Below are 23,022 nucleotides of genomic sequence, written 5' to 3'. Positions count from 1 at the left end.
CCTCACGATAAGTCGCATCGCAAGACGAAGTGTAGCAGCCGGAGCCAAGCCTTCAAGATGTCAACGCTCCGCCCCGCAGCCCGGAATATCGAACAGCGCCGCGAGCCCGCATTTCGAGGTTAGCATCTTGTCGCCGTCATGCCCGACGCCGGCGACGTCCCAGACCCTATGATTGGGCGTGCCGTGGTCGCGCTTGGCCATCGCATCGACATAGGCATGGCCGCGGGCGTAGCGATAGGGTCCTTGCGCCTTGGCCATGCAGCTCTTGTCGAGTGCGGAATGCTCGGGATTGGTGTCGAGGGTGCCGAGCAGATAGATCACGTCGCGCTCGACATAGCGCTGTTCCAGCGCGGACGGCGTTGCGTCCGCAAAATAGGGCGGGCGCCCGTCCATGCCGTATTTCCAATTGTTGTAGCCCGGGCAGGATGCGGCGACGGCCGGCAGGGGCCGCGTGTTGCTGAAATAGGCGTAGGACGAAGGATTGGCGACGACGTAGCGGACATCGATGTGCTGACGCGACAGCGCCGCCTCGCCCCTGCCGGCGATGGCATAGCGTTGCGCGACCTGGCCGCCGCCGGAATGGCCGGCGACCACGACCTGCTTCAAATTCGGGAAGAAGCGCCGGTCGGAGAGTTTTACCAGAATCGCATCGAGCGCCTCGAAGGAAGACACCGGGCTCGGCGCGAGCGCCGCATCGCCGCCCTCCCATCCCTCCAGCGACCAGCGCAGCGTGTCCGCGGGCAGCTTGTGCGCCTCGATATCGATCTCCGCCAAAAACTGCGGCACGATCATGAGCGCGCTCCTGCCGTCGTCGCCCGCTGCGACCTGCGCAGTATGGGCCGATATATAATATTCATCGGCATTGCGCAGGCGTCCGTGCAGCACGATGATGGCGCGCGAGATCGCCGGCAGCGGCATCGACCAGTCGCTGGAGAGATAGAGCGGCAGCACGCCCTGGCCGGCGACCGGGAGCCGCGCGTCGGCAATCGCCCTCACCGGCTTACGATTCGGCGCATCCTCGTCCGTGGCGAAGGCATGGCCGCAAATCAGTGCCAACGCGATTGTGGAGAGACAGACCAGCGCCCTCATGCGGACATTACCCTTCGAATTCAAACCGATAAAAGTCTAAGCGCATCCTGTGGCGCGCGGCTGTGACTGCCGGGCCACGTCAAGCAAAAAATGTCAGCATTGCAGCCATGAAATTCCCGGGTTCCACGGGTGACAAGCCAGCGATAAAGGGGCAAAAATCCGGCTCGACTCAGTTCGGGTTGAGTTTTGCAAGGAATGCTCTCGTAGAATGTCGGTCGTGTTTGCATCGCGTCGTGCGGCGCTTCTCGTTGCCGCAGCAGGATTTTTTCTGCTGACGCCGTCGCATGCCCAGGCGCAATGGTGGAAGCGCGCGCCTGTTGACTTCGAGGAATGCGCCGACGCCGCCGAGAAAGCCGCAACCAAGAGCGAGAAGACATCAGCGCTGGCCAACTGCAACGCCAAATTCGCCGGCCGGCGCAAGGCAGGCGGCGGCTATTCCTACTACGACTTCCTCCAGGACCGCACCTTCGACATCGCCGGACCGAATCCGACGCCGGAGGAGCAGAAGAAGATCGACGAATTCTATACCGTCTACCTCGCCAATCAGCGCCGCAGCAACGAGGCGGCCCAGGCCGCCATGCGCCAGCAGCGCGAGCAGCAGGAACAACAGGCGCAGCAGCTCCAGCAGGTCGCGCTGCGAACCGAAGTCGAGCGGGTGCCTATCCCGGTCGAGCGGCCGAAAACCCTGCAAGCCCTGGGCCCGAGGCCGAAGGGCGCGCCCTGCGCCAAGGGCTCGTTCTCCTGCGAATGGCCGCGCCTGTCGGAAAGCCTGAACGACCTGAAGAAGCTGTTCAACCCGGCGCCGAGCAAGCCGGCGAAGAAGGGCTGAGCTGCGGCGACACCCTCCGCGTCGTCCCGGACAGGCACAGCGAAGCGGAGCGCTGATCCGGGACGACGGCGAAGAGTGTGGCGTCAGTTCGTCTGCTTCTTCTTGCTGCGCTTCGGTTTGGCCACCGGCGCGTTCGCCGGCGCAGTTGCCGTCGGTGAACTGCCCAACGCCTTGCGGCTTTCCTGCAAGCGCGCGTCATAGCCGGGAGAGTTCATCACCGTGGGCGGCCTGGCCTCCGCGAATGTGGAAGCGCCGCAGAGCGCGGCCAGCGCGAGCCCGATCATCAAACAACGCCTCATCGCACACCTCCATCGCACTCGAGCGCTAGCCACGAATCTGCGGCGGCGTCAGCCCGGGCGGGCCCTTGCCCGCGCTCTCGGCATCCTTGATCAGCGCAACAATGCGGCGCATCAGCGGCACGTCGACATTGTTCTGTTCGGCAAGCGCGATGACGGCGCCCTGGAGATAATCGATCTCGGTCTTGCGGCCCTGCTTCAGATCTTGCCACATCGAGGAACGCGCCTCGGGATCGATCTTCATCGTACGTCCCAGGATCGCGTTGAAGATCATGTCGGGCAGCCTCAGCAAGGTCGGCGTCCACTTCATTGGGATCGGCGTCGCCGACACCGGTGTGATGCCGGCGGCCTTCAGTGCGGCCAGGCCTTCGGCCATCTGATCGGCGAACAGCCTTCGCCAGTCGCGGCTCGCCAGTTGCGCGGCGAGCGGCATGTCGGACAACGCGCTGAGCGCGTTGTTCAGATTGATGATCAGCTTGCCCCATTGCACGCCGGTGATGTCAGGGCTCGCGCGCATGGTGAGACCGGGTACCGAGAGCGCCGCGGCCGTATTCGCCTCGTCCTCCTCGACATGGATGTCGCCGGAGGTCGAGCGGTGGAAACGGCCCTCGCCCATCCCGATCACGTTGAAAGGCACCATCCCCGCGAGCACGCGCCGGCCTCCGAGGCGCTCGCGCAAGGTGGCGACATTGCCAACGCCGTTTTGCAGCGAGATGATGACGGCATCCTGCGGCGCATGCTGCGCGATCTGGTCCGCCATGTCGGCGGTGTCGGCGCTCTTCACCGTGACCAGCACCATGCCGGCGCTGTGGAAGATCGCGGGCCCCTCCGACAGCGCGAGCTGGCCTGACCCCAACTTCTTCTGGGAGCCGTCGAAATCAGTCAGAAGCAGACCGAACCGCTCGATCTCGGCCTTCACCCGCGGCCGCACCAGGAGCGCGACGCGGCGGCCTGAGGCCGCCAGGGTGCCTCCGACAAAACAGCCGATGGCGCCCGCGCCGGCCACCACGATCGGTCGATCCGTAACCACTTCGCCTTGCTCCCCGAATGTCCGGCCTTCGATATCAGAGGCGAGGCCGGCTGCCCATCGCGACGCATCCGCCTTGTAACCGTCATGAGAGCCCCATATGTTTTTGCCCGGGGGCAGTCAGCGGCGAGCGCTCGCCGACGAGAACGCCAAAGGAGAACGCCATGGGTCTACTCGACGTCCTCAACGGCATGCAGAACGGCCCTCGTGGCCCGAGCACGCCAAGCTCCGAGAAGTCCTCGGGCGGCATGTCGCCGATGACCATGGCGCTGCTTGGCCTGCTCGCCTGGAAGGCGTTCAAGCACATGACCGCAAACCAGTCCGGCACGGCGCCGCAGCCGTCACCGACGCCCGCCCCTCCGCCGGTGAATACCGCGGACAGCGGTGGTATCGGCGGTCTCGGAGGCCTGCTCAAGGGTGGCCTCGGCGGCCTGCTCGCGGGCGGCGCGGCCGGCACGGTGCTGAGCGGCGGCCTCGGCGATCTCCTCAACCAGCTCCAGCAGGGCGGTCACGGCGAGGCCGCGAATAGCTGGGTCGGCAAGGGCGAGAACAAGGCCATCGCACCGGGCGATCTCGCCAACGCGCTCGGCGCCGACCAGATCGAGAGCCTGTCCGCCCAGAGCGGCCTGTCGCGCGACGAGCTGCTTTCCGGCCTCAGCCAGTATCTGCCGAAGGTGGTCGACCATCTGACGCCGGACGGACGGCTGCCGACCGAGAACGAGATCTCGGGCCGAATCTGATTTTAGTCAAAGCGAGGGGAGCATTGTCATGAGCATGGGCGGCTTGTTGTGGATCATCGTCATCGGCTTCGTCGCCGGCCTTATTGCGCGCTGGTTGGCGCCGGGACCGAACAACCCGAGCGGCTTCATCCTCACCACCATTCTCGGAATCGTCGGCGCGTTTCTCGCAACCTTCATCGGCCAGGCCATCGGCCACTACGGTCCTGACCAGGGTGCGGGCTTCATCATGGCCACGCTGGGCGCGGTGGTGGTGCTGTTCATCTGGCACCGGCTGGTGGCGAGCGGCGTGATCAAGGGGTAGGTCGCCACCGCTTTGTGGTGTGACTTATCGACAAACTACGTGTCGTCCTGGCCTAGTGCGCAATTGCGCACGGGGGGCCGGGACCCATAACCACCGAATTCAGTTTGGCGAAGACTCGGAGTTGCCAGTTCGCGTCACAACTGCGCCCTGTGGCTATGGGTCCCGGGCCCCCGTGCGCAATTGCGCACTAGGCCGGGACGACGATAGCGTTTGCCGCGCTCGCAATGACGACCTCACGTCACCAAATGCATCCCGGCATCCATGCGCACGACCTCGCCGGTCATGTTGCTGGACGCCGGCATCGCCAGGAAGCAGACGAGCTGCGCGATGTCTTCCGCTGATGATGCGACCTTCAGCGGCACCTTCGCCACGACGCTGTCGCGCACCTGCTTTGCGCCGGCCTCGCCCCGGCCCTTGGTGAACCAGGGTGTGTCGATATAGCCGGGACACACCGTGTTGACGCGGATCAGCGGCGCCAGCGCACGCGACAGCGACAAGGTCATGGTGTTGAGCGCGCCCTTGCTCGCGGCGTACGCGATCGACGAGCCGACGCCGCTGATGCCGGCAACCGAGGACACGTTGACCACGGCCGACGGCCGCTCCGAGGCCTTCGCGCCGGCCTCGAGCAGGCCGCGCGCCGCGCGCACCATCTGGAACGGGCCGATGGTGTTGACGCCGTAGAGACGCTGGAAATCTTCCGCCGACAATCCGTCGAGATCGGCATGGGCAACATGCTTGGTGGTGCCGGCATTGTTGACGAGGATGTCGAGCCGGCCCCAGCCGCTGGCTGCCGCGACGATCCTGCGGCAATCCTCATCCTTTGAGACGTCGCCCTGCGCGACCAGAACTTCCGCAGAGCCCGCCTTGCGGCAGACTTCCGCGGTCGCCTCCGCTTCCTTCTGGCTCGAGGAATAGTTGATGACGAGCCGCGCCCCGCTTCGTGCGAGAATTTCCGCGGTCGCAGCACCCAGGCCGGAGGCAGACCCCGTCACGATTGCGCACAAACTGTCTTTGGCCATCCGGATTTCCTTCCCCTGTATCTGGTGCAAGCTTAGTTAGCCGGCCCTGTTTAGCGAGTTTGCCGCGCCCTGCAAATCGAGCAAACTCCGCTAAGCGGAATTAGCCTCCTGCTGCCCCGTGCGCCCATGCCGGCGCCGCAGGTTGACCTGCGATCAACGCTTGTCAGGGCCATGGCTTTTTCGGATCATCGGGCGCAAGAAGAACCTGCGCGCCGCACCTGCCGGGCGGAACGCGCCAATGGCAAAACACGGGGAACGCTGTGGCGGAGAGTGACAATATCGTCGTCGAGACCGCGGAAAAAATCTTCGCCGATCTCGCCGATCCGCAAACCGTCAACAACGACAAGAAGGATTCGTGGCAGGCGCCGCTGTGGCAGGCGCTGAGCGAGGCCGGCCTGCCCTTGTCGTGGGTGCCGGACGATCTCGGCGGCTCCGGTGCGAGCTTGGCCGACGGCTTTGCGCTTCTGAACGCCGCCGGGCGATTTGCCGTCGCGGTTCCCTTGGCCGAGACCATGCTCGCGGGCTGGCTGCTCGCGCAGGCGAAGATCGCCTCGCCCGAGGGCGAGATGACGGTGCTGCCGGCTTCGCCGAGAGATCGCATCACGCACGACGCTGAAGGAGCGCTGTCCGGCCGCGCACGCGGTGTGCCGTTTGCGAAAGCGGCCAGGCATTTTGCGGTGCTGGCGCATGGCAAGGATGGCGCCTCCATTGCACTCGTTGATGCAGCCAAGGGCCGGATCGAGTCCGGCCTCAATGTCGGCTACGACCACAGCGACACCGTCACGCTCGACAAGGTCCAGCCCATCACCATCAAGCCAGCCCCGAAGGGGTTTGACCAGACCACGATGATGCTGATGGGCGGCGTCGCGCGCAGCCTTCAGATCGCCGGCGCGTTGGAAGCGATGCTCGACATCTCCGTGCGCTATTCCAACGAGCGCGTCGCCTTCGAGAAGAAGATCTCGAAATTCCAGGCGGTGCAGCACAATCTCGCGCGCCTCGCCGGCGAGTCGGCCGCGGCGCTGGCGGCCGCAACCTCGGCCGCCGACGCCATCGCCAATGCAAAGGCGTTCGACGATGCGGTCTACCTCGAAGCCGCCTCGGCAAAAATCCGCTGCGCCGAGGCCGCGGAAAAAGGCGGCGCCATCGCGCACCAGGTCCACGGCGCGATCGGCTTCACCCTGGAGCACATCCTGCATCGCTATTCGCTGCGGGCGCTGGCCTGGCGCGATGATTTCGGCTCGGAGAGCCATTGGGCCGTCGAGCTCGGCAAGCTGGTTGCCAACCGCGGCGCCGACGAATTGTGGCCGCTCGTGGCTTCGCGCTGATCAGGGACGAGACAACATGACCGCTGCCCTCCGTTTCGACCCGATCCGCCTGCCCGAGAAATGTGAGCAATTGCGCAAGGAAGTGCGCGCCTTCCTCGCCGAGGAAATCGCCGCCGGCACCTTCGATCCGCACAAGCCCAACCGCGAGGACACCGACGCGCCGGAATTTTCCCGCCGGGTCGGCGCCAAGGGCTGGCTCGGCATGACTTGGCCGAAGAAATATGGCGGCCAGGAGCGCTCGTTCCTCGAACGCTACGTGGTGACGGAGGAGATGCGCGTCGCCAACGCGCCGACGCGGCGGTTCTTCGTCGCCGACCGCCAGAGCGGGCCGGTGCTGATCAAGTACGCGCCTGAGCACATCAAGATGGACATCCTGCCGCGCATCTGCCGCGGCGAGATCTGCTTTGCGATCGGCATGAGCGAGCCGAACTCCGGCTCCGACCTGTTCGCCGCGAAGACGCGCGCGACCAAGACCGACGGCGGCTATCTCATCAACGGCACAAAAATCTGGACCTCTTCGGCGCATATCGCCGACTACATGATCGCGATCTTCCGGACCTCACAGCCGACCAAGGAAAATCGCCGTCACGGCCTGACGCAGTTTTTGGTCAAGATGAAGCAGCCGGGCATCCAGGTAAACCCGATCGGCCAGATCACCGGCCAGTACGAGTTCAACGAGGTCGTCTTCACCGACTTCTTCGTGCCTGACGATCACGTGCTCGGCGAGGTCGATGGCGCCTGGAAGCAGGCGACGAGCGAGCTCGCTTATGAGCGTTCGGGCCCCGAGCGTTTTCTGGAGACCTATTACGTGCTGACCGAGCTGGTTCGCGCGGTCGGTCCCAACCCGGACACGCGCAGCGCCGAAGGCATCGGCCGGCTGGTGGCGCAGCTCCACACCATGCGGCGCATGTCGGTCTCGGTCGCCGGCATGTTGCAGGCCGGCAAGGAGCCGGTGGTCGAGGCGTCCATCGTCAAGGACATCGGCACGGTCTGGGAGCAGCAGCTTCCGCACCGCGTGCGCGATCTCGCCGCCTTCGTCGAGGAGACCGCGACCAACCGCGAGACGCTGGAGCGGCAGCTCGACTTCGCCATCAAGACCGCGCCGAAACTCACCATCCAGGGCGGCACCACCGAGGTGCTGCGCGGCATCATCGCCCGCGGACTTGGCTTGCGCTAGGCGCGCGGGCCTGGTTTTGCGCTAACTCTTCGAGGACATCATGAGCACTTACAAAGATATCGGCGTCGAGAAGGTCGGGCATGTCGGAACCATCGAGATCCGCCGCCCGCCGCTGAACTTCTTCGACATCTCGCTGATCAACCAGATCGCGGACGCGCTCGACGAGTTCGATCGCGACATCGAGATCCGCGCCACGGTTCTGTCGGCGCAGGGCAAGGCGTTCTGCGCCGGCGCCAATTTCGGCGACCCCGCGCGGCAGGCGCAGGAGGCGCGCGAGGCTGAAAAGACGGCAAAGGGCGACCCGGCCGACAGCCTCGGCGCGATCAACCATCTCTACATCCAGGCGGTGCGCATCTTCCGCGCCAAGAAGCCGATCGTCGCCGCAGTGCAGGGCGCGGCCATCGGTGGCGGGTTGGGGCTCGCGGTCTCTGCTGATTTTCGCGTGACCTGCCCCGAGGCACGCTTCTCGGCGAACTTCACGAAACTCGGCTTCCATCCAGGCTTCGGCCTAACCACCACGCTGCCGGAGCTGATCGGCAAGAACAACGCCGAGCTGATGTTCTACACCAGCCGCCGCGTCACCGGCGAAGAGGCCGTCAAATGGGGCCTCGCCAATGTGCTGGTCCCGCAGGACCAGGTGAAGGCGGAGGCACTGAAGCTCGCCGGCGAGATCGCCGAATGCTCTCCGCTCGGCCTTATCTCCACCCGCGCGACGATGCGCGCAGGATTGGCCGACCGCGTCATGGCCGCGACCAACCACGAGCTCCAGGAGCAGACCAGGCTGCGGGCGACGGAAGATTTCAAGGAGGGCGTGAAGGCCACGGAAGAGCGGCGCGCGGCGAATTTTAAGGGAAGGTGATCTTTCACCCGAAGAACTCCGCGCTCGATCTCGACCCGTCTTCGCTGCGCGAGCGCGTTGTGCTCGTCGCGGGAAGCGCTCGCGCAGCGAGCCTTGATGCGACCGCCTCAGGGAGACGGATGCTTCAGCCTACGCGGAACGTCACCCCGCCTAGCAGGAACTCGTTGCCGGCCACCGCAAGCCCCCTTGCCTTGGCGGCATGCAGCACCTGGGCGACATCAGCTACCCGAAACTCCAGTACGCTCATGATCTCGCTGGCGCCCTTCACGAAGCGGAAGGTGGCGTTGGGCAGTTTCAGTTCGGAGCAATCGGCCGCAACCCCGATGATCTTGCCCCAATGCTCCGCCAGCTCCTCCGGGTCCGGGCTCTGCATCTCCACACAAGTCAGCGCCTGCGTCACGTCCGTGCGAATGAACTTTTGCCAGTCAGGCCCCGCCGGCGGATACGGGCCCAAAATGTCGTCGCTGCCTTCGGTGTGATTGAACTCGATGAAGGCGGCGCGGCAGTCGCGGGGGTGGAGCTGGACCCCGTGATAGGGCTCGTGATCAATCACGTTGGCGGTGCGCACGCCCATGGCATTGGCATTACGGCCGCGCTCGTCGGGATCGTTGCAGCAGAAGATCGCCATGTAGCCGCCGCGGCCGCCGCTCTTCTCGATGAAGCGGCTCGCCGTGGTGCCGTCCTTGAACGGCGCGACCACCTCCAGCAAGATCGTGTCGACCGGGAGCAGCGCGTTCTCCAGGCCGTATTTCGCGACATTGCCGTCGCGGTAGCAGACGGCGAGGCCCATGATCTCCGCGATGTCGGAAACGACAGGCGCGAGCTGCGGCGCGACCAGGCAGATCTGCCGCAGCCGCATATAGGGCGCCATCGTCATGCACCCTTGAAGGTCGGCTTGCGCTTCTCGACGAAGGCCTTTGCGGCCTCCTTGTGGTCTTCGGTATCGCTGCAGCGGGTGTGGTGGATGGCTTCACCGTCGAAGCAATCCTCCAGCGCGAGATGCTCGGCATTGTTGATGTTGCGCTTGATGAAGCCGAGCGCGATTGAGGGCCCTTGCGCCAGCGACAGCGCGAGCTCGTGCGCGGCGGTGTCAATCTCGGAATCGGGCACGACCTTCGTCACCATGCCGATCGCATGCGCTTCCTTCGCCGAGAGCACCGGCGACATCAGATAGAGCTCGCGCGCCCGCGCACTTCCAAGAATCTGGGTGAGGAAATAGGTGCCGCCGTAATCGCCGGAGAAGCCGACTTTCGCGAAGGCGGTGGTGATCTTGCAGGATTCGGAGGCGATGCGGAGATCACAGGACAGCGCCATCGACAGACCCGCGCCCGCCGCCGCGCCATCGAGCTGCGCCACCACCGGTTTCGGCATCTGGTGCAGGATGCGCGACACCTCCATACCGCGGCGCAGGTTCGCCATCTTCACTTCGAACGGCAGCGGCGCCCGGCCCTCCGCCATCGACTTGACATCGCCGCCGACACAGAAGGAGCCGCCGGCGCCCTTGAACAAGACCGCCCGCACCGCCGGATCGTCGGCAGCGCGCCGCGCCGCCTCGACCAGCCCGGCGACCATGTCCGGATTGAGCGCGTTCTTCCGCTCGGGCCGGTTCATGGTGATGGTGAGCAGCCCGCCTTCGAGCTTTTGCAGGACCATGTCGTTCATGGGACGTCTCCCTTGTTGTTTCTTTCGTCATTCCGGGGCGCGCCTCTTGGCGCGAGCCGGAATCCATTTTTCGTCGGTCAATGCGGCCCGAGGGATCCCGGGCTCGCCTCGCGCCCCGGGATGACGCTTCGCGTCATTTCTTCACCAGCGGACAGCGCGACTGCTCCAGCGACTGGAACGCCTCGCTGCCGGGCACGGTGGCGAGCAGCTTGTAGTCGTCCCAGCGGCCCTTGGACTCCGACGGCTTCTTGACCTCGAACAAGTACATGTCGTGGAGCATGCGGCCGTCCTCGCGAATCTTGCCACCCTTGGCGAAGAAGTCGTTGATCGGCGTTTCCTTCATCACCTTCATCACGGTAGCGGAGTCCGTCGTGCCCGCAGCCTTCACGGCCTTCAGGTAATGCGTGACGGAGGAATAGACGCCGGCTTGCGCCGAGGTCGGCGGCCGCTTCATGCGCTCCTGGAAGCGCTTCGAGAACGCACGGGTGTCGTCGTTGAGATCCCAGTAGAAGGCTTCCGCGAGCAACAGACCCTGCGCGGTCTCGAGCCCGATCGAGTCGATGTCGGTCACGAAGGCGAGCAGCGGCGAGACCTTCTGGCCGCCCTTGGTGATGCCGAACTCGGCCGCCTGCTTGATGGCGTTGACGGTGTCGCCGCCGGCATTCGCGAGCCCGATCACCTTGGCTTTCGAGGCCTGCGCCTGCAGCAGGAACGACGAAAAATCCGAGGTGTTGAGCGGATGGCGCACGCTGCCCAGTACCTTGCCGCCGGTCTTGGTGACGACGGCGCTGGTGTCCTTCTCCAGATCCTGGCCGAAGGCGTAGTCGGCGGTCAGGAAGAACCAGCTGTCGAGGCCCGACTTCACGGCCGCAAGGCCGGTGACGTTGGCCTGGCCGTAGGTGTCGAACACGTAGTGGATGGTGTAGGGACCGCAGGCCTCGTTGGTGAGACGGATCGAGCCCGGACCGTTGAACATGATGATCTTGTTGCGCGCTTTGGCGATCTCGCCGGCGGCCAGCGCGGTCGCGGAAGCCGCGACGTCGTAGATCATCTCGACGCCTTGGTTGTCGAGCATGTCGCGGGCGATGTTGCCGGAGAGGTCGGCCTTGTTTTGATGATCGGCGGCCAGCACCTGGATCTTGCGCCCCAGCACCTCGCCGCCAAAATCCTCCACCGCCATCTTGGCCGCGGTCTCGCTGCCGGGACCGGTGATGTCGGCATAGAGGCTCGACATGTCGAGGATGCCGCCGATCTTGAGTGGCGGCTTGTCCTGCGCCTGCACGGCGCTCGCACTCAGCGCCAACGCAGCGGCAAAAATGCCCGACAAAACATGCTTCATCGAAAAAGACCTCCCTTATCGCGCCGTACTCTGATGGCGGCTTTCGTTATTGCTGTTGCCGCAATCATGCCGCATGCGCTGGAGGGCAGCAAGCGCGCGGAACGTTGCGAGCGCATATTGCCGCGCATGTTTTCCGCAAAGCGGAATGGTGGGATCGGCCGCGCTGCTCCAACGCCGCCATTGCGAGCGCAGCGAAGCAATCCAGTCTGCCTGCGCGGAGACGGTCTGGATTGCTTCGTCGCAAGAGCTCCTCACAATGACGGAGTGTGAGGAGGCCTCTTCGCGACCCGCCACGCTTGAGTTAGGATGGAAACGCAACGCAACCTCTCCGGGTCTCGTGACGCAACGGCCTCACCTCATCCTTGTCGCATTTCTCCTCGTCGCGGGTCACAGCGCATTCGCGAACCCGTGCCAGTTCGAGTTGCAAGGTGAAGGCCGCGTCGCGGCAATCGTCGACGCACGCAGTGTGCGTCTCGATGACGGCCGCGAAGTCCGCCTCACCGGCATTGAGGCCACGGCGACGACGAAGCAGGCGCTGACCTCGCTGCTCGTCGGCCGCGACGTGATTCTGCGGAGCGCTGACGGCACGCCCGACCGCTACGGCCGGCAAGGCGCGCTGGTCTTTGTCGGCGAGAGTGACATCTCCGTGCAGGCGACTCTGCTCGCCCAGGGCGAGGCCATCGTCTCCGCCGAGATCGCCGACAAGGATTGCGCGGCCGCCCTGATGACGTCGGAGGCCGAGGCGCGGCGCGAAAAAAAGGGCAACTGGGCTGACCCGTCGGCCATAAAAAACGCGGAAAGTCCGGACGATATTTTGGCGGGGATCGGGCGTTTTGTGGTGGTCGAGGGCAAAGTCCTGTCGGTCCGGCAAGCTGGGGCAATGACCTACCTCAACTTCGGACGGAACTGGACACGCGGCTTTGCCGTGACTATTTCAAAGCGCATGGTACCCGCGTTCGAAAGCGCCGGGATCGCCCTTAAGTCTCTGGAAAATAAACGTATTCGTGTCCGGGGCTGGGCTGAGGGGAATGCGGGGCCGCGTATCGATTTACGCCTCGTGGGACAAATCGAGTTGCTGGGCGCAAACGAGCCGACAGGGGTAAGGCCCTAAAAGGGGCCAGGCACGGGTTAAGCGACGTGAATGGGGTGCTAGAACGGCACGGACGAGATGAACGCCGCCGCCTGCGGGCTGCGCCGGCCGTGCTTTGCCTTGTGCTGGGATCAGCCCTTGCCGGCTGCGGTGACATGAACCGATTCCAGACCGCGGCGGCCCCGCCGACCGTCGCGATGCCCAAGCCGAAGCCGGCCGTCGCACAGACCCCCGCCACCGAGAAGGAGCACGAGCGCATCCTGGCGAGCTATGGCGGCACCTATGACGATCCCAGGCTCGAATCGCTCGTCACCAAGACCGTCGACCGGCTGGTCGCGGCGTCCGACCGTCCCGACCAGGGCTACAGGGTCACCATCCTCAATTCCGGCGCGGTCAACGCCTTCGCGCTGCCGAACGGCCAGCTCTATGTCACGCGCGGACTTCTTGCGCTTGCGAGCGACACCTCGGAATTGTCCTCCGTGCTCAGCCACGAGATGGCGCATGTGCTGTCCAAGCACGCCGCGATGCGCGAGGACCAGGCTCGCCAGGCCGCGATCGTCACCCGCGTCGTCACCGACATGAGCAACGATCCCGATCTCACGGCGCTCGCGCTCGCCAAGACCAAGCTCACCATGGCGAGCTTTTCGCGCAACCAGGAATTCGAGGCCGACGGCATCGGCGTCGGCATCTCCGCCAAGGCGCATTTCGATCCCTATGGTGCGGCACGCTTCCTCTCCGCGATGGAGCGGAATGCCGAGCTGAAGGCCGGCAAGACCTCGCTCGATCCGCGCGCGCAGGATTTCACCTCGTCGCATCCGGCAACGCCCGAGCGCGTGCAGAATGCGCAGACCATCGCGCGGCAATATGCTGCGCCCGAGGGCGCCGAGCGCGACCGCGAGACCTATCTCGCCGCGATCGACAACCTCGTCTACGGCGAAGATCCCAGCGAAGGTTTTGTGCGCGGCCGCCGTTTCCTGCACCCAAAACTCGGCTTCACCTTCCAGGCGCCGGACAATTTTACGCTCGACAACACCGCGCAGGCCGTGATCGGCGTGCGCGACGGCGGCTCGCAGGCGATGCGCTTCGACGTCGTGCGGGTGCCGGCCGAGCAGTCGCTCGGCGACTACCTGAATTCGGGCTGGATGGAGGGCGTCGAGAAGGCCTCCACCGAGGACGTCACCATCAACGGTTTTCCCGCGGCGTCCGCCACCGCCAAGGGCGACCAGTGGCAGTTCAAGGTCTATGCGCTGCGCTTCGGCAGCGACGTCTACCGCTTCATCTTTGCGACACGGCAGAAATCGACCGAGAGCGAGCGCAATGCGCGGGAGACCGTCAGTTCATTCCGCCGCCTGACGCTCGACGAGATCCAGGCCGCGCGCCCGCTGCGGATCAAGGTCATCACCGTGCAGCCGGGCGATACCGTGGAATCGCTTTCCCACCGCATGGCCGGCGTCGATCACCCCGCCGAACGCTTTCGCGTGCTCAACGGCCTCGATCGCAACGCACAGGTGAAAGTGCGGGATCGCGTGAAGGTCGTGGCGGATTGAGGCTGCGCTGGCTCCTCAAATTCCCCTGTCGTCCCGGCGAAGGCCGGGACCCATAGCCACAGGCTTTGGTTTGGCGAAGATCCGTGGTTGCCAGTGTGCGCCGCAACCCTCCTTGGGGTTATGGGTCCCGGCCTTCGCCGGGACGACACCTGTTTTGAAGCCGCAACTCGACCCTAATTAGCCGCCCGCGTCCATATCACCCGCCTCGCGCTGGCCGCTGAGCCAGAGCGCAAGCAGGGTCCAGAACGCACCCGACAGCAGATACGCACCTGAGGCGATGACGCCGAGATTGGTCGCGAGCAGCAGAGCCACCAGCGGCGCGAAGCCGGCGCCGAACAACCAGGCCATGTCGGAGGTCAGCGCCGAGGCCGTGTAGCGATACGCCTGCTTGAAGTTCGAGGCGATCGCGCCCGAGGACTGGCCGAAGGAGAGACCGAGCAGGATGAAGCCGATCACCATGTAGATGGTCTCGCCGAACGCGCCGGCGTCGAGGAGCTGCGGGGCAAAACCGCTGTAGATCGCGATCGCGATCGCCGATCCCATCAGCAGCGACTTGCGACCGACGCGGTCGGCGATGATGCCGGAGAGCACGATCGCGCCGACACCGAACACGGCGGCGACGATCTCGATGATCAGGAAGCGCACCGGGCTTTCGCGGGTGAACAGAAAGACCCAGGACAGCGGAAACACCGTGACCATGTGGAACAGTGCGAAGCTCGCCAGCGGCGCGAATGCGCCGAGCATGATGTTCTGGCCTTCGCGCGCCACAGTCTCGGGGATGCGCGAGGGCTGCAATTCGCGGGTCTCGAACAGCGTGGCATATTCTTCCGTCGTCACCATGCGCAGGCGCGCGAACAGCGCCACGACGTTGATGGCAAACGCGACGAAGAACGGATAGCGCCAGCCCCAATCGAAGAAATCGTCAGCCGAGAGATTGCCGGCGAAATAGGCGAACAACCCGCTCGCCACGATCAACCCGAGCGGCGCGCCGAGCTGCGGCACCATCGCGTACCAGCCGCGCTGGGAGGGCGGTGCATTCAGCGCCAGCAGCGAGGCCATGCCGTCCCAGGCGCCTCCCCAGGCCAGACCCTGCGCGATACGCGCCAGCGCCAGCAGCCAGATCGCGGCGACGCCGATGTCGTGATAGCCGGGCAGGAATGCGAGCGCCACGGTGGCGGTGCCGAGCAGGAACAGCGCCGAGATCAGCTTGGCCGTCTTGCCGTACTCGCGGTCCACCGTCATGAAAATGACGGTGCCGATCGGCCGGGCGATGAAGGCCAGCGCGAAGATCATGAAGGAATAGAGGGTGCCGGTCAGCTCGCTGGTGAACGGGAACACGAGGCGCGGAAACACGATCACCGAGGCGATCGCGTAGACGAAGAAGTCGAAGAATTCCGAGGTGCGGCCGATGATGACGCCGATGGCGATCTCGCCGGGACTGGCCTGGTCGTGGCCGTGCTCGCCCGAGTGGATGTCTGCCATTGCGGGGGTCTGTGCCGTCGCCATTCGCGCGCCCTTAACGTCCTGGAAACCAAAGCCGACCACCCGGCGGGAGCGCCAGGCAGTCTGGCCCTGTCTGGCGCAACATTCCGCAGTGCAACATTGGACAAATTGTCCAATGTCCGGATTGCTGCGTCGCAGCTACCCGTTGGTCTCGCAAAAGAAACTCATTCCCAAAGGCTCGGCCCGTGTCCCGTCTCAAGATCCTGGCGCTGCTACCCCTGGCGGTCGCGCTCAGCGGCTGCAACTACGTCGTGCTGGCGCCAGCCGGCGATATCGCTGCGCAACAGCGCGACCTCGTCATCATCTCCACTGTCCTCATGCTCCTGATCGTCGTCCCCGTGATGGCGCTGACGGTGCTGTTCGCCTGGCGCTACCGCCAGTCCAACACCGAGGCCCGCTACGAGCCGGAATGGGACCACTCGACCAGCCTCGAGCTGGTGATCTGGTCGGCGCCGCTTTTGATCATCGTCTGCCTCGGCGCGCTGACCTGGATGGGCACGCATCTGCTCGACCCCTATCGCACGCTCGGCCGCATCCATGCCGACCGCGCCGTGGACCAGTCCAAGGCCCCGCTCGAGGTCGACGTCGTCGCGCTGGACTGGAAGTGGCTGTTTATCTATCCGGACTACGGCATCGCCACCGTCAACGATCTGGCAGCTCCGGTCGATCGCCCGATCCATTTCCGCATCACCGCGTCCTCGGTGATGAACTCGTTCTACATTCCCGCGCTCGCCGGCCAGATCTACGCGATGCCGGGAATGGAGACCAAGCTCCACGCCGTCGTGAATCATTCCGGCACCTACCGCGGCTTCTCCGCGAACTACAGCGGTGCGGGCTTCTCCGGCATGCACTTCGACTTCCAGGGCCTCGACGACAAGGGCTTTGACGCCTGGATCGCCAGTGCCAAATCCGCCGGCGGCTCGCTCGGTCGCGCCGAATATCTGCAGCTCGAAAAGCCCAGTCAGAACGAGCCGGTGCGGCGCTACGGCAGCATCGATTCCGATCTCTACCGCCTGATCCTCAACATGTGCGTCGAGACCGGCAAGATGTGCCAGAGCGAGATGATGGCGATCGACGCCAAGGGCGGCCTCGGCCATGAGGGCCTGAACAACACGCTGCCGCTGGCCTACGACAAATATGCCCGCCGCGGCACCGCGCTGGGGCCGGAGCCGACCTTCGTCGCCGGCACCTGCACGCCCGATGCGCCGCAGGGCAAGACCACCGCCTCCATCACGGCACCCGTCGACACCGCGCCGCTGCTCGGCGCCGGCCTGAAGCGGCCGAATTTCACGCCGCTGAAGTCCTCGTCCTTCTTCCTCGGACAACGTCCGAAGTCAGACTCCTAAAGAGAGATCGCATGTCTCCTGATTTTCTCAAGCTCATCTTCGGGCGCCTCACCATCGAATCCTTGCCGCTGCACGAGCCGATCGTCGTCGGCACCTTCGCGGTGGTGGCAACCGGTGGTCTCGTCATGTTCGCCGGGCTGACCTATTTCCGCCTCTGGAGCTATCTCTGGCGCGAATGGTTCACCAGCGTCGACCACAAGCGCATCGGCATCATGTACATGATCCTCGGCATCGTGATGCTGTTGCGCGGCTTCGCGGACGCACTGATGATGCGGTTGCAGCAGGCCCTCGCCTTTGGCGGCTCCGAGGGCTACCTCAACTCCCATCACTACGACCAGGTCTTCACCGCCCACGGCGTCATCATGATCTTTTTCGTGGCGATGCCGCTGGTCACCGGCTTGATGAACTTCGTCGTGCCGCTCCAGATCGGCGCGCGCGACGTGTCGTTCCCGTTCCTGAACAATTTCAGCTTCTGGATGACGGTCGGCGGCGCGGTGCTGGTGATGGCATCGCTGTTCATCGGCGAATTCGCCCGCACCGGCTGGCTGGCTTATCCGCCACTGTCGAACATCGGCTACAGTCCCGACGTCGGTGTCGACTATTACATATGGGGATTGCAGGTTGCCGGCGTCGGCACGACGCTGTCCGGCATCAACCTGATCTGCACCATCGTCAAGCTGCGTTGCCCCGGCATGACCATGATGAAGATGCCGGTGTTCACCTGGACCTCGCTCTGCACCAACGTGCTGATCGTGGCGTCCTTCCCCGTGCTGACCGTCGTGCTCGCGCTGCTCTCGCTCGACCGCTATGTCGGCACCAACTTCTTCACCAACGATTTCGGCGGCAGCCCGATGATGTACGTGAACCTGATCTGGATCTGGGGTCATCCCGAGGTCTACATCCTGGTTCTGCCTGCCTTCGGCATCTTCTCGGAAGTCACATCGACCTTCTCCGGCAAGCGGTTGTTCGGCTACACCTCGATGGTCTACGCCACGGTGGTCATCACCATCCTGTCGTACCTGGTCTGGCTGCACCATTTCTTCACGATGGGCTCCGGCGCCAGCGTCAATTCGTTCTTCGGCATTACCACGATGATCATCTCGATCCCCACGGGCGCGAAGATGTTCAACTGGTTGTTCACGATGTATCGCGGCCGTATCCGCTACGAGCTGCCGATGCTGTGGACCATTGCCTTCATGCTGACCTTCGTGCTCGGCGGCATGACCGGCGTGCTGCTGGCGGTGCCGCCGGCCGACTTCGTCCTGCACAACAGCCTGTTCCTGATCGCGCACTTCCACAACGTGATCATCGGCGGCGTAGTGTTCGGTGCGTTCGCCGGCATCAACTACTGGTTCCCGAAAGCGTTCGGCTTCAAGCTCGATCCGTTCTGGGGCAAGCTGTCGTTCTGGTTCTGGGTCACCGGCTTCTACCTCGCCTTCATGCCGCTCTACGTCCTCGGCCTGATGGGCGTGACCCGGCGGCTGCGCGTGTTCGACGATCCGTCCCTGCAGATCTGGTTCGTCATCGCCGGCATCGGCGCCTTCCTGGTCTTCCTCGGCATCCTCTCGATGCTGATGCAGTTCGCGGTCAGCTTCCTCAGGCGCGAGCAGCTCAAGGACGTCACCGGCGATCCCTGGGACGCGCGCACGCTGGAATGGGCGACCTCCTCGCCCCCGCCGGACTACAACTTCGCCTTCACCCCCGTCGTTCACGACAATGACGCGTGGTGGGACATGAAGCGCCGCGGCTACCTGCGTCCGCTCACCGGGTTCAAGCCGATCCACATGCCCAGCAGCACCGGCACCGGCATCATCCTCGCCGGCTTCGCCACCGCGATGGGATTCGGCCTGATCTGGTACATCTGGTGGCTTGCCGCCGCGAGCTTCATCGCGATGCTCGCCGTCGGCATCGGTCACACCTTCAACTATCACCGCGACTTCGACATTTCGGCCGACGACGTCATCCGGGCCGAAGACGCGCGCACCAAACTGCTCGCCGGAGCCAAGTAAATGACTGTCGCTGTCAATCCCACCCAAACCGGCGAGCCGGTGTTCTACCTCGCCGACGAGCATCCGCATCCGGAAGGCTACAGCACCTCGCTCGGCTTCTGGATCTATCTGATGAGCGACTGTCTCATCTTTGCGATCCTGTTCGCCACCTTCGGCGTGCTCGGCGGCAACTACGCCGCCGGTCCCGCGCCGAAGGATTTGTTCGAGCTGCCGCTGGTCGCGGTCAACACCTCGATGCTGCTGCTGTCGTCGATCACATATGGTTTTGCGATGCTGACGATGCAGCAGAACAAGATCGCGCAGACGCAGATGTGGCTGGCGATCACCGGCCTGTTCGGTCTCGCCTTCATCGGCATCGAGCTCTCGGAGTTCGCCCACATGATCCATGAAGGCGCCACGCCGCAGCGCAGCGCCTTCCTGTCCGCCTTCTTCACCCTGGTCGGCACCCACGGCCTGCACGTCTCCTGTGGCCTGATCTGGCTGGTGACGCTGATGGTGCAGGTCCAGAAGTTCGGCCTGATCGAAGCCAACCGCCGCCGCCTGATGTGCCTGTCGATGTTCTGGCACTTCCTCGACGTGGTCTGGATCGGCGTCTTCACCTTCGTCTATCTCCTGGGAGTTCTGCGATGAACACCGATAGCCACGCCGCTCACGCGGACGATCATCATCACGGCGACAGCCATTCCCACGGCACGTTCTCGACCTATATGCTCGGCTTCGTGCTCTCGGTCGTGCTGACCGCGATCCCGTTCTGGCTGGTGATGAGCGGCGCGCTGCCGAGCAAGCAGATCACCGCGCTGGTCATCATGGCCTTCGCGGTCGTGCAGATCGTCGTGCACATGGTCTACTTCCTGCACATGAGCCCCAAGTCGGAGAACGGCTGGAGCATGATGGCGCTGATCTTCACCATCGTCATGGTGGTGATCGCACTATCGGGTTCGCTGTGGGTGATGAACCACCTCAACAGCAACATGATGCCGATCCACCAAATGACCGGGATGAAGTGAGCGAGCCTCTGTATTGAGCAAGATCCGGACCGTGACAGGCAGGGCAAAGGGCGCGCGCCGCAAGGCTGCGCGTCCGTCCCCGTGGCTCACAATCCTCTCGCTCGCGGCCTTCGTGCTTCTGATCGCGCTGGGCGTCTGGCAGGTCGAACGCCGCGCCTGGAAGCTGGCGCTGATCGACCGCGTCGAGCAGCGTGTTCATGCCGCGGCCCGGCCGATCCCCGCGCCTGCGGCATGGCCGGCCGTCTCGGCCGCGAATGACGAATACAGGCACGTCAGCGTGACAGGCCGCTTCCTGCATGACCGCGAGACGCTGGTTCAGGCCGTCACCGAGGAAGGTCCCGGCTATTGGGTGCTGACGCCGCTTCAGCGCGACGACGGCACACTGGTCCTGGTCAACCGCGGCTTCGTGCCGTCCGAGCGGCGCGACGCATCGGCGCGCCGGGACGGCAATCCGGCCGGCCAGGTCGAGATCACCGGCCTGTTGCGTATCACGGAGCCGAAAGGCGGATTCCTCAGGAATAACGTGCCCCAGCACAACCGCTGGTATTCGCGGGACGTGGCCGCGATTGCCGCGGCGCGCGGCCTCGGCGATGTCGCGCCCTTCTTCGTCGATGCCGACGTCGGATCACAAACCGGCGGTGGCCCAATCGGCGGATTGACCGTGGTCCGCTTTCCCAATAACCACCTGATCTACGCGCTGACGTGGTTTACCCTGGCTTTCATGCTGGCCGGCACACTTTTCGTCACGTTCGGCGGCGGGCTATTCCGCCGCAAGAAACCCTGGAGCGGCTTCGTCCAGGAACCGGCCGGCGATACCGTCGCCCGCAGGACGGGATCAGATGCTGGAACGATCGTCGAGCCAACCTGACGACGGAAGAACGCATGGCGCCGTCACGCTGCAATCGCAGGCGGACGCGCGCAGCGAGCTGATCGGCGCTGCGCCCACCGACGACGAGACCAACCGCAAGAACATGGCGCTGCTGATCCAGTTGCGCTGGACTGCAGTGGTCGGCCAGATCGTGACCATCGGCGGCGTGCATTTCTGGCTCGGCATTCCGCTGCCCCTCAACCGCATGGGGGCGGTGATCGGCGCGCTGGTCTTTCTCAACGTCTCCAGCCTGGTCTGGGTGCGCCATCGCGCCGCGATCACCAATAACGAGCTGCTGGTCGCCTTGATGCTGGACGTCGCCGCGCTGACCGCGCAGCTCTACCTCAGCGGAGGCGCCACCAATCCCTTCACCTCGCTGTTCCTGCTCCAGGTGACGCTGGGCGCGGTGCTACTCGACGGTCGCTCGACCTGGTCGCTGGTCGCACTGACCTGCGCGAGCTTCGTCTGGCTGACGCTGGCCTACCGTCCGCTCGACCTGCCGCCGAATCCGCTGAGCGAGACCTACACGCTCACCGTGGCCGGCATGCTGCTGGGCTTCGTGCTCAACGCCGTGCTGCTGGTGGTGTTCGTCACCCGGATCAACAGGAATCTGCGCCAACGCGATGCGCATCTGGCGGCGCTGCGCCAGCACGCGGCCGAGCAGGATCATATCGTGCGCATGGGCCTGCTCGCCTCCGGCGCGGCGCACGAGCTCGGCACCCCGCTGGCCTCGCTCTCGGTCATTCTCAGCGACTGGCGCCGCATGCCCGATCTCGCCGCCGATCAGGAGCTGGCCGAAGATCTCGCGGAGATGGAAACCTCGCTGCAACGCTGCAAGACCATCGTGACCGGCATCCTGGTCTCGGCCGGCGAAGCACGCGGCGAAGGCTCGTCGCCGACGACGGTGACGGCCTTCGTCACCGCGCTGGTGGAAGAGTGGCGCGACGCGCGCTCGGCGCGCACGCTCTATTTCGTCAACACGTTCGGCGAGGACGTCGCGATCGTCTCGGACGTCGCGCTGAAGCAGGTGATCTTCAACGTGCTCGACAACGCCTACGAGGTCTCGCGCGACTGGGTCGAGCTCGTGGCCGAGCGCGAGGGCGACAATCTCGTTCTGTCGATCAGCGACCGCGGTCCCGGCTTTGCGCCAGAGATGCTGGTGCAGCTCGGAAAACCCTACCAGTCGAGCAAGGGCCGCGCCGGCGGCGGGCTCGGCCTGTTCCTGGTGGTGAACGTGGTGCGCAAGCTCGGCGGCAGCGTGACCGCCGAGAATCACAGGAAGCGCGGCGCCACCGTCCGTCTCACGCTGCCGCTCGCAACACTCGCGATCGGAGGCAGCTTTGACGCCTGACCGTTCGCTCATCGTCGTCGAGGACGACGAGGGCTTCGCGCGCACGCTGAAGCGCTCTTTCGAGCGCCGCGGCTACGACGTCGTCCTGGCCGCCTCGATCGAAGAGGTCCGCAAAGGTCTGGAGGAGCGATCGTTCAGCCATGCCGTGGTCGACCTCAAGCTCGGCGGCGCCTCGGGCCTCGCCTGTGTCGAGCTTTTGCATATGCACGACCCTGATATGCTGATCGTGGTGCTGACAGGCTTTGCCAGCATCTCCACCGCCGTCGAGGCGATCAAGTTGGGGGCATGTCATTATCTGGCGAAGCCGTCGAATACCGACGACATCGAAGCCGCCTTCAACAAGGCCGAGGGCAACACCGAGGTCGCGCTGGACGCCCGGCCGACCTCGATCAAGACGCTGGAATGGGAGCGCATCCACCAGACCCTGATCGAGACGGATTTTAATATTTCGGAAGCTGCGCGAAGGCTGGGGATGCACCGGCGGACGCTGGCGCGAAAGCTCGAGAAGCGGCCGGTGAAATGAGCGAAAAGCCACTCCCTTCGTCGTCCCGTCATTCGCCGGGACGACACCGCATTTGTTGAGAGATGGCACACGCACAACAAAAAGCCCGGCCAAACGGCCGGGCTTTTGATCTGTT

The 23,022-nt window shown here is 64.7% G+C and carries 23 protein-coding genes; 15 read left to right on the top strand and 8 right to left on the bottom strand.

What is annotated here, in order from left to right; translation table 11 throughout:
* Window positions 1-60 precede the first annotated feature (60 nt).
* Window positions 61-1,089, bottom strand: a complete 1,029-nt coding sequence (locus IVB31_RS31585) for an alpha/beta hydrolase (RefSeq protein ID WP_247331912.1) — start codon at window positions 1,087-1,089, stop codon at window positions 61-63.
* A gap of 208 nt (window positions 1,090-1,297) precedes the next feature.
* On the opposite strand from IVB31_RS31585, the gene IVB31_RS31580 reads away from it, so the two are divergent.
* The gene (locus IVB31_RS31580) at window positions 1,298-1,918 is read left to right on the top strand and encodes a hypothetical protein (RefSeq protein WP_247331911.1); all 621 of its coding nucleotides are present in this window, start codon (window positions 1,298-1,300) and stop codon (window positions 1,916-1,918) included.
* An 83-nt stretch (window positions 1,919-2,001) separates the two neighbouring features.
* Here IVB31_RS31580 and IVB31_RS31575 read toward each other — a convergent pair whose 3' ends face one another.
* Complete coding sequence (locus IVB31_RS31575; protein WP_247331910.1) at window positions 2,002-2,217, bottom strand: hypothetical protein; 216 nt, start codon at window positions 2,215-2,217, stop codon at window positions 2,002-2,004.
* A gap of 25 nt (window positions 2,218-2,242) precedes the next feature.
* Complete coding sequence (locus tag IVB31_RS31570) at window positions 2,243-3,244, bottom strand: 2-dehydropantoate 2-reductase (protein ID WP_247331909.1); 1,002 nt, start codon at window positions 3,242-3,244, stop codon at window positions 2,243-2,245.
* Between the two features lie 161 nt (window positions 3,245-3,405).
* Here IVB31_RS31570 and IVB31_RS31565 point away from each other — a divergent pair, with 161 nt between their 5' ends.
* The gene (locus IVB31_RS31565; RefSeq protein WP_247331908.1) at window positions 3,406-3,981 is read left to right on the top strand and encodes a YidB family protein; all 576 of its coding nucleotides are present in this window, start codon (window positions 3,406-3,408) and stop codon (window positions 3,979-3,981) included.
* A 28-nt stretch (window positions 3,982-4,009) separates the two neighbouring features.
* Complete coding sequence (locus tag IVB31_RS31560; RefSeq protein ID WP_247331907.1) at window positions 4,010-4,282, top strand: GlsB/YeaQ/YmgE family stress response membrane protein; 273 nt, start codon at window positions 4,010-4,012, stop codon at window positions 4,280-4,282.
* Between the two features lie 233 nt (window positions 4,283-4,515).
* Here IVB31_RS31560 and IVB31_RS31555 read toward each other — a convergent pair whose 3' ends face one another.
* Window positions 4,516-5,301, bottom strand: a complete 786-nt coding sequence (locus IVB31_RS31555; protein WP_247331906.1) for an SDR family oxidoreductase — start codon at window positions 5,299-5,301, stop codon at window positions 4,516-4,518.
* 260 nt (window positions 5,302-5,561) lie between these two features.
* On the opposite strand from IVB31_RS31555, the gene IVB31_RS31550 reads away from it, so the two are divergent.
* The 3 genes from IVB31_RS31550 to IVB31_RS31540 are packed head-to-tail and all read left to right on the top strand — an operon-like array spanning window position 5,562 to window position 8,662.
* Window positions 5,562-6,626 carry an acyl-CoA dehydrogenase family protein gene (locus IVB31_RS31550; protein ID WP_247331905.1) on the top strand — a complete coding sequence of 355 codons (1,065 nt, stop codon included), beginning with the start codon at window positions 5,562-5,564 and terminating at the stop codon, window positions 6,624-6,626.
* A gap of 16 nt (window positions 6,627-6,642) precedes the next feature.
* Window positions 6,643-7,803 (top strand): acyl-CoA dehydrogenase family protein, encoded by a 1,161-nt coding sequence (locus IVB31_RS31545; protein ID WP_008133127.1) that lies wholly within the window; start codon window positions 6,643-6,645, stop codon window positions 7,801-7,803.
* Window positions 7,804-7,843: 40 nt separating this feature from the next.
* Window positions 7,844-8,662, top strand: a complete 819-nt coding sequence (locus tag IVB31_RS31540) for an enoyl-CoA hydratase/isomerase family protein (protein WP_247331903.1) — start codon at window positions 7,844-7,846, stop codon at window positions 8,660-8,662.
* Between the two features lie 124 nt (window positions 8,663-8,786).
* Here the strand turns inward: IVB31_RS31540 and IVB31_RS31535 are convergent, their stop codons facing one another.
* The 3 genes from IVB31_RS31535 to IVB31_RS31525 form a co-directional block, all read right to left on the bottom strand.
* On the bottom strand, window positions 8,787-9,533 hold the full coding sequence (locus IVB31_RS31535; RefSeq protein WP_247331901.1) for a hypothetical protein: 747 nt from the start codon (window positions 9,531-9,533) through the stop codon (window positions 8,787-8,789).
* Between the two features lie 2 nt (window positions 9,534-9,535).
* Entirely contained in the window at window positions 9,536-10,324 is a 789-nt protein-coding gene (locus IVB31_RS31530; protein ID WP_247331899.1) for an enoyl-CoA hydratase, read from the bottom strand.
* Window positions 10,325-10,457: 133 nt separating this feature from the next.
* A complete protein-coding gene (locus IVB31_RS31525; RefSeq protein ID WP_247331896.1) occupies window positions 10,458-11,663 on the bottom strand; it encodes an ABC transporter substrate-binding protein in 1,206 nt (401 codons plus the stop codon).
* Between the two features lie 256 nt (window positions 11,664-11,919).
* On the opposite strand from IVB31_RS31525, the gene IVB31_RS31520 reads away from it, so the two are divergent.
* Together IVB31_RS31520 and IVB31_RS31515 are read left to right on the top strand one after the other, a co-directional pair.
* Window positions 11,920-12,774, top strand: coding sequence for a thermonuclease family protein (locus IVB31_RS31520; RefSeq protein ID WP_247332351.1), 855 nt, complete (start codon window positions 11,920-11,922; stop codon window positions 12,772-12,774).
* A gap of 134 nt (window positions 12,775-12,908) precedes the next feature.
* Window positions 12,909-14,300 (top strand): M48 family metalloprotease, encoded by a 1,392-nt coding sequence (locus IVB31_RS31515; RefSeq protein ID WP_247331894.1) that lies wholly within the window; start codon window positions 12,909-12,911, stop codon window positions 14,298-14,300.
* Window positions 14,301-14,477: 177 nt separating this feature from the next.
* Here IVB31_RS31515 and IVB31_RS31510 read toward each other — a convergent pair whose 3' ends face one another.
* On the bottom strand, window positions 14,478-15,806 hold the full coding sequence (locus IVB31_RS31510) for an MFS transporter (RefSeq protein WP_247331892.1): 1,329 nt from the start codon (window positions 15,804-15,806) through the stop codon (window positions 14,478-14,480).
* Window positions 15,807-15,988: 182 nt separating this feature from the next.
* On the opposite strand from IVB31_RS31510, the gene cyoA reads away from it, so the two are divergent.
* From cyoA to IVB31_RS31475, 7 genes are read left to right on the top strand one after another with little or no spacing between them, the layout of a single operon-like run.
* Complete coding sequence (gene cyoA / locus IVB31_RS31505; protein WP_247331890.1) at window positions 15,989-17,149, top strand: ubiquinol oxidase subunit II; 1,161 nt, start codon at window positions 15,989-15,991, stop codon at window positions 17,147-17,149.
* 11 nt (window positions 17,150-17,160) lie between these two features.
* The gene (cyoB, locus tag IVB31_RS31500; protein ID WP_247331888.1) at window positions 17,161-19,158 is read left to right on the top strand and encodes a cytochrome o ubiquinol oxidase subunit I; all 1,998 of its coding nucleotides are present in this window, start codon (window positions 17,161-17,163) and stop codon (window positions 19,156-19,158) included.
* Window positions 19,159-19,788 (top strand): cytochrome o ubiquinol oxidase subunit III, encoded by a 630-nt coding sequence (cyoC, locus tag IVB31_RS31495; RefSeq protein ID WP_247331886.1) that lies wholly within the window; start codon window positions 19,159-19,161, stop codon window positions 19,786-19,788.
* Window positions 19,785-20,165, top strand: a complete 381-nt coding sequence (gene cyoD, locus IVB31_RS31490) for a cytochrome o ubiquinol oxidase subunit IV (RefSeq protein ID WP_247331884.1) — start codon at window positions 19,785-19,787, stop codon at window positions 20,163-20,165. The genes cyoC and cyoD overlap by 4 nt, the downstream gene beginning before the upstream one ends.
* Before the next feature lie 13 nt (window positions 20,166-20,178).
* Window positions 20,179-21,033, top strand: coding sequence for an SURF1 family protein (locus tag IVB31_RS31485; RefSeq protein WP_247331882.1), 855 nt, complete (start codon window positions 20,179-20,181; stop codon window positions 21,031-21,033).
* Complete coding sequence (locus tag IVB31_RS31480; RefSeq protein ID WP_247331880.1) at window positions 21,005-22,384, top strand: ATP-binding protein; 1,380 nt, start codon at window positions 21,005-21,007, stop codon at window positions 22,382-22,384. The genes IVB31_RS31485 and IVB31_RS31480 overlap by 29 nt, the downstream gene beginning before the upstream one ends.
* Window positions 22,374-22,907 (top strand): response regulator transcription factor, encoded by a 534-nt coding sequence (locus tag IVB31_RS31475; protein WP_247331879.1) that lies wholly within the window; start codon window positions 22,374-22,376, stop codon window positions 22,905-22,907. The genes IVB31_RS31480 and IVB31_RS31475 overlap by 11 nt, the downstream gene beginning before the upstream one ends.
* Window positions 22,908-23,022: the final 115 nt, after the last annotated feature.

The sequence above is a fragment of the Bradyrhizobium sp. 21 genome (assembly GCF_023073335.1).
Taxonomy (GTDB): Bacteria; Pseudomonadota; Alphaproteobacteria; order Rhizobiales; family Xanthobacteraceae; genus Bradyrhizobium.
Note: the sequence above shows the minus strand (reverse complement) of the source record. Positions and strands in the feature narration are given on the sequence as shown.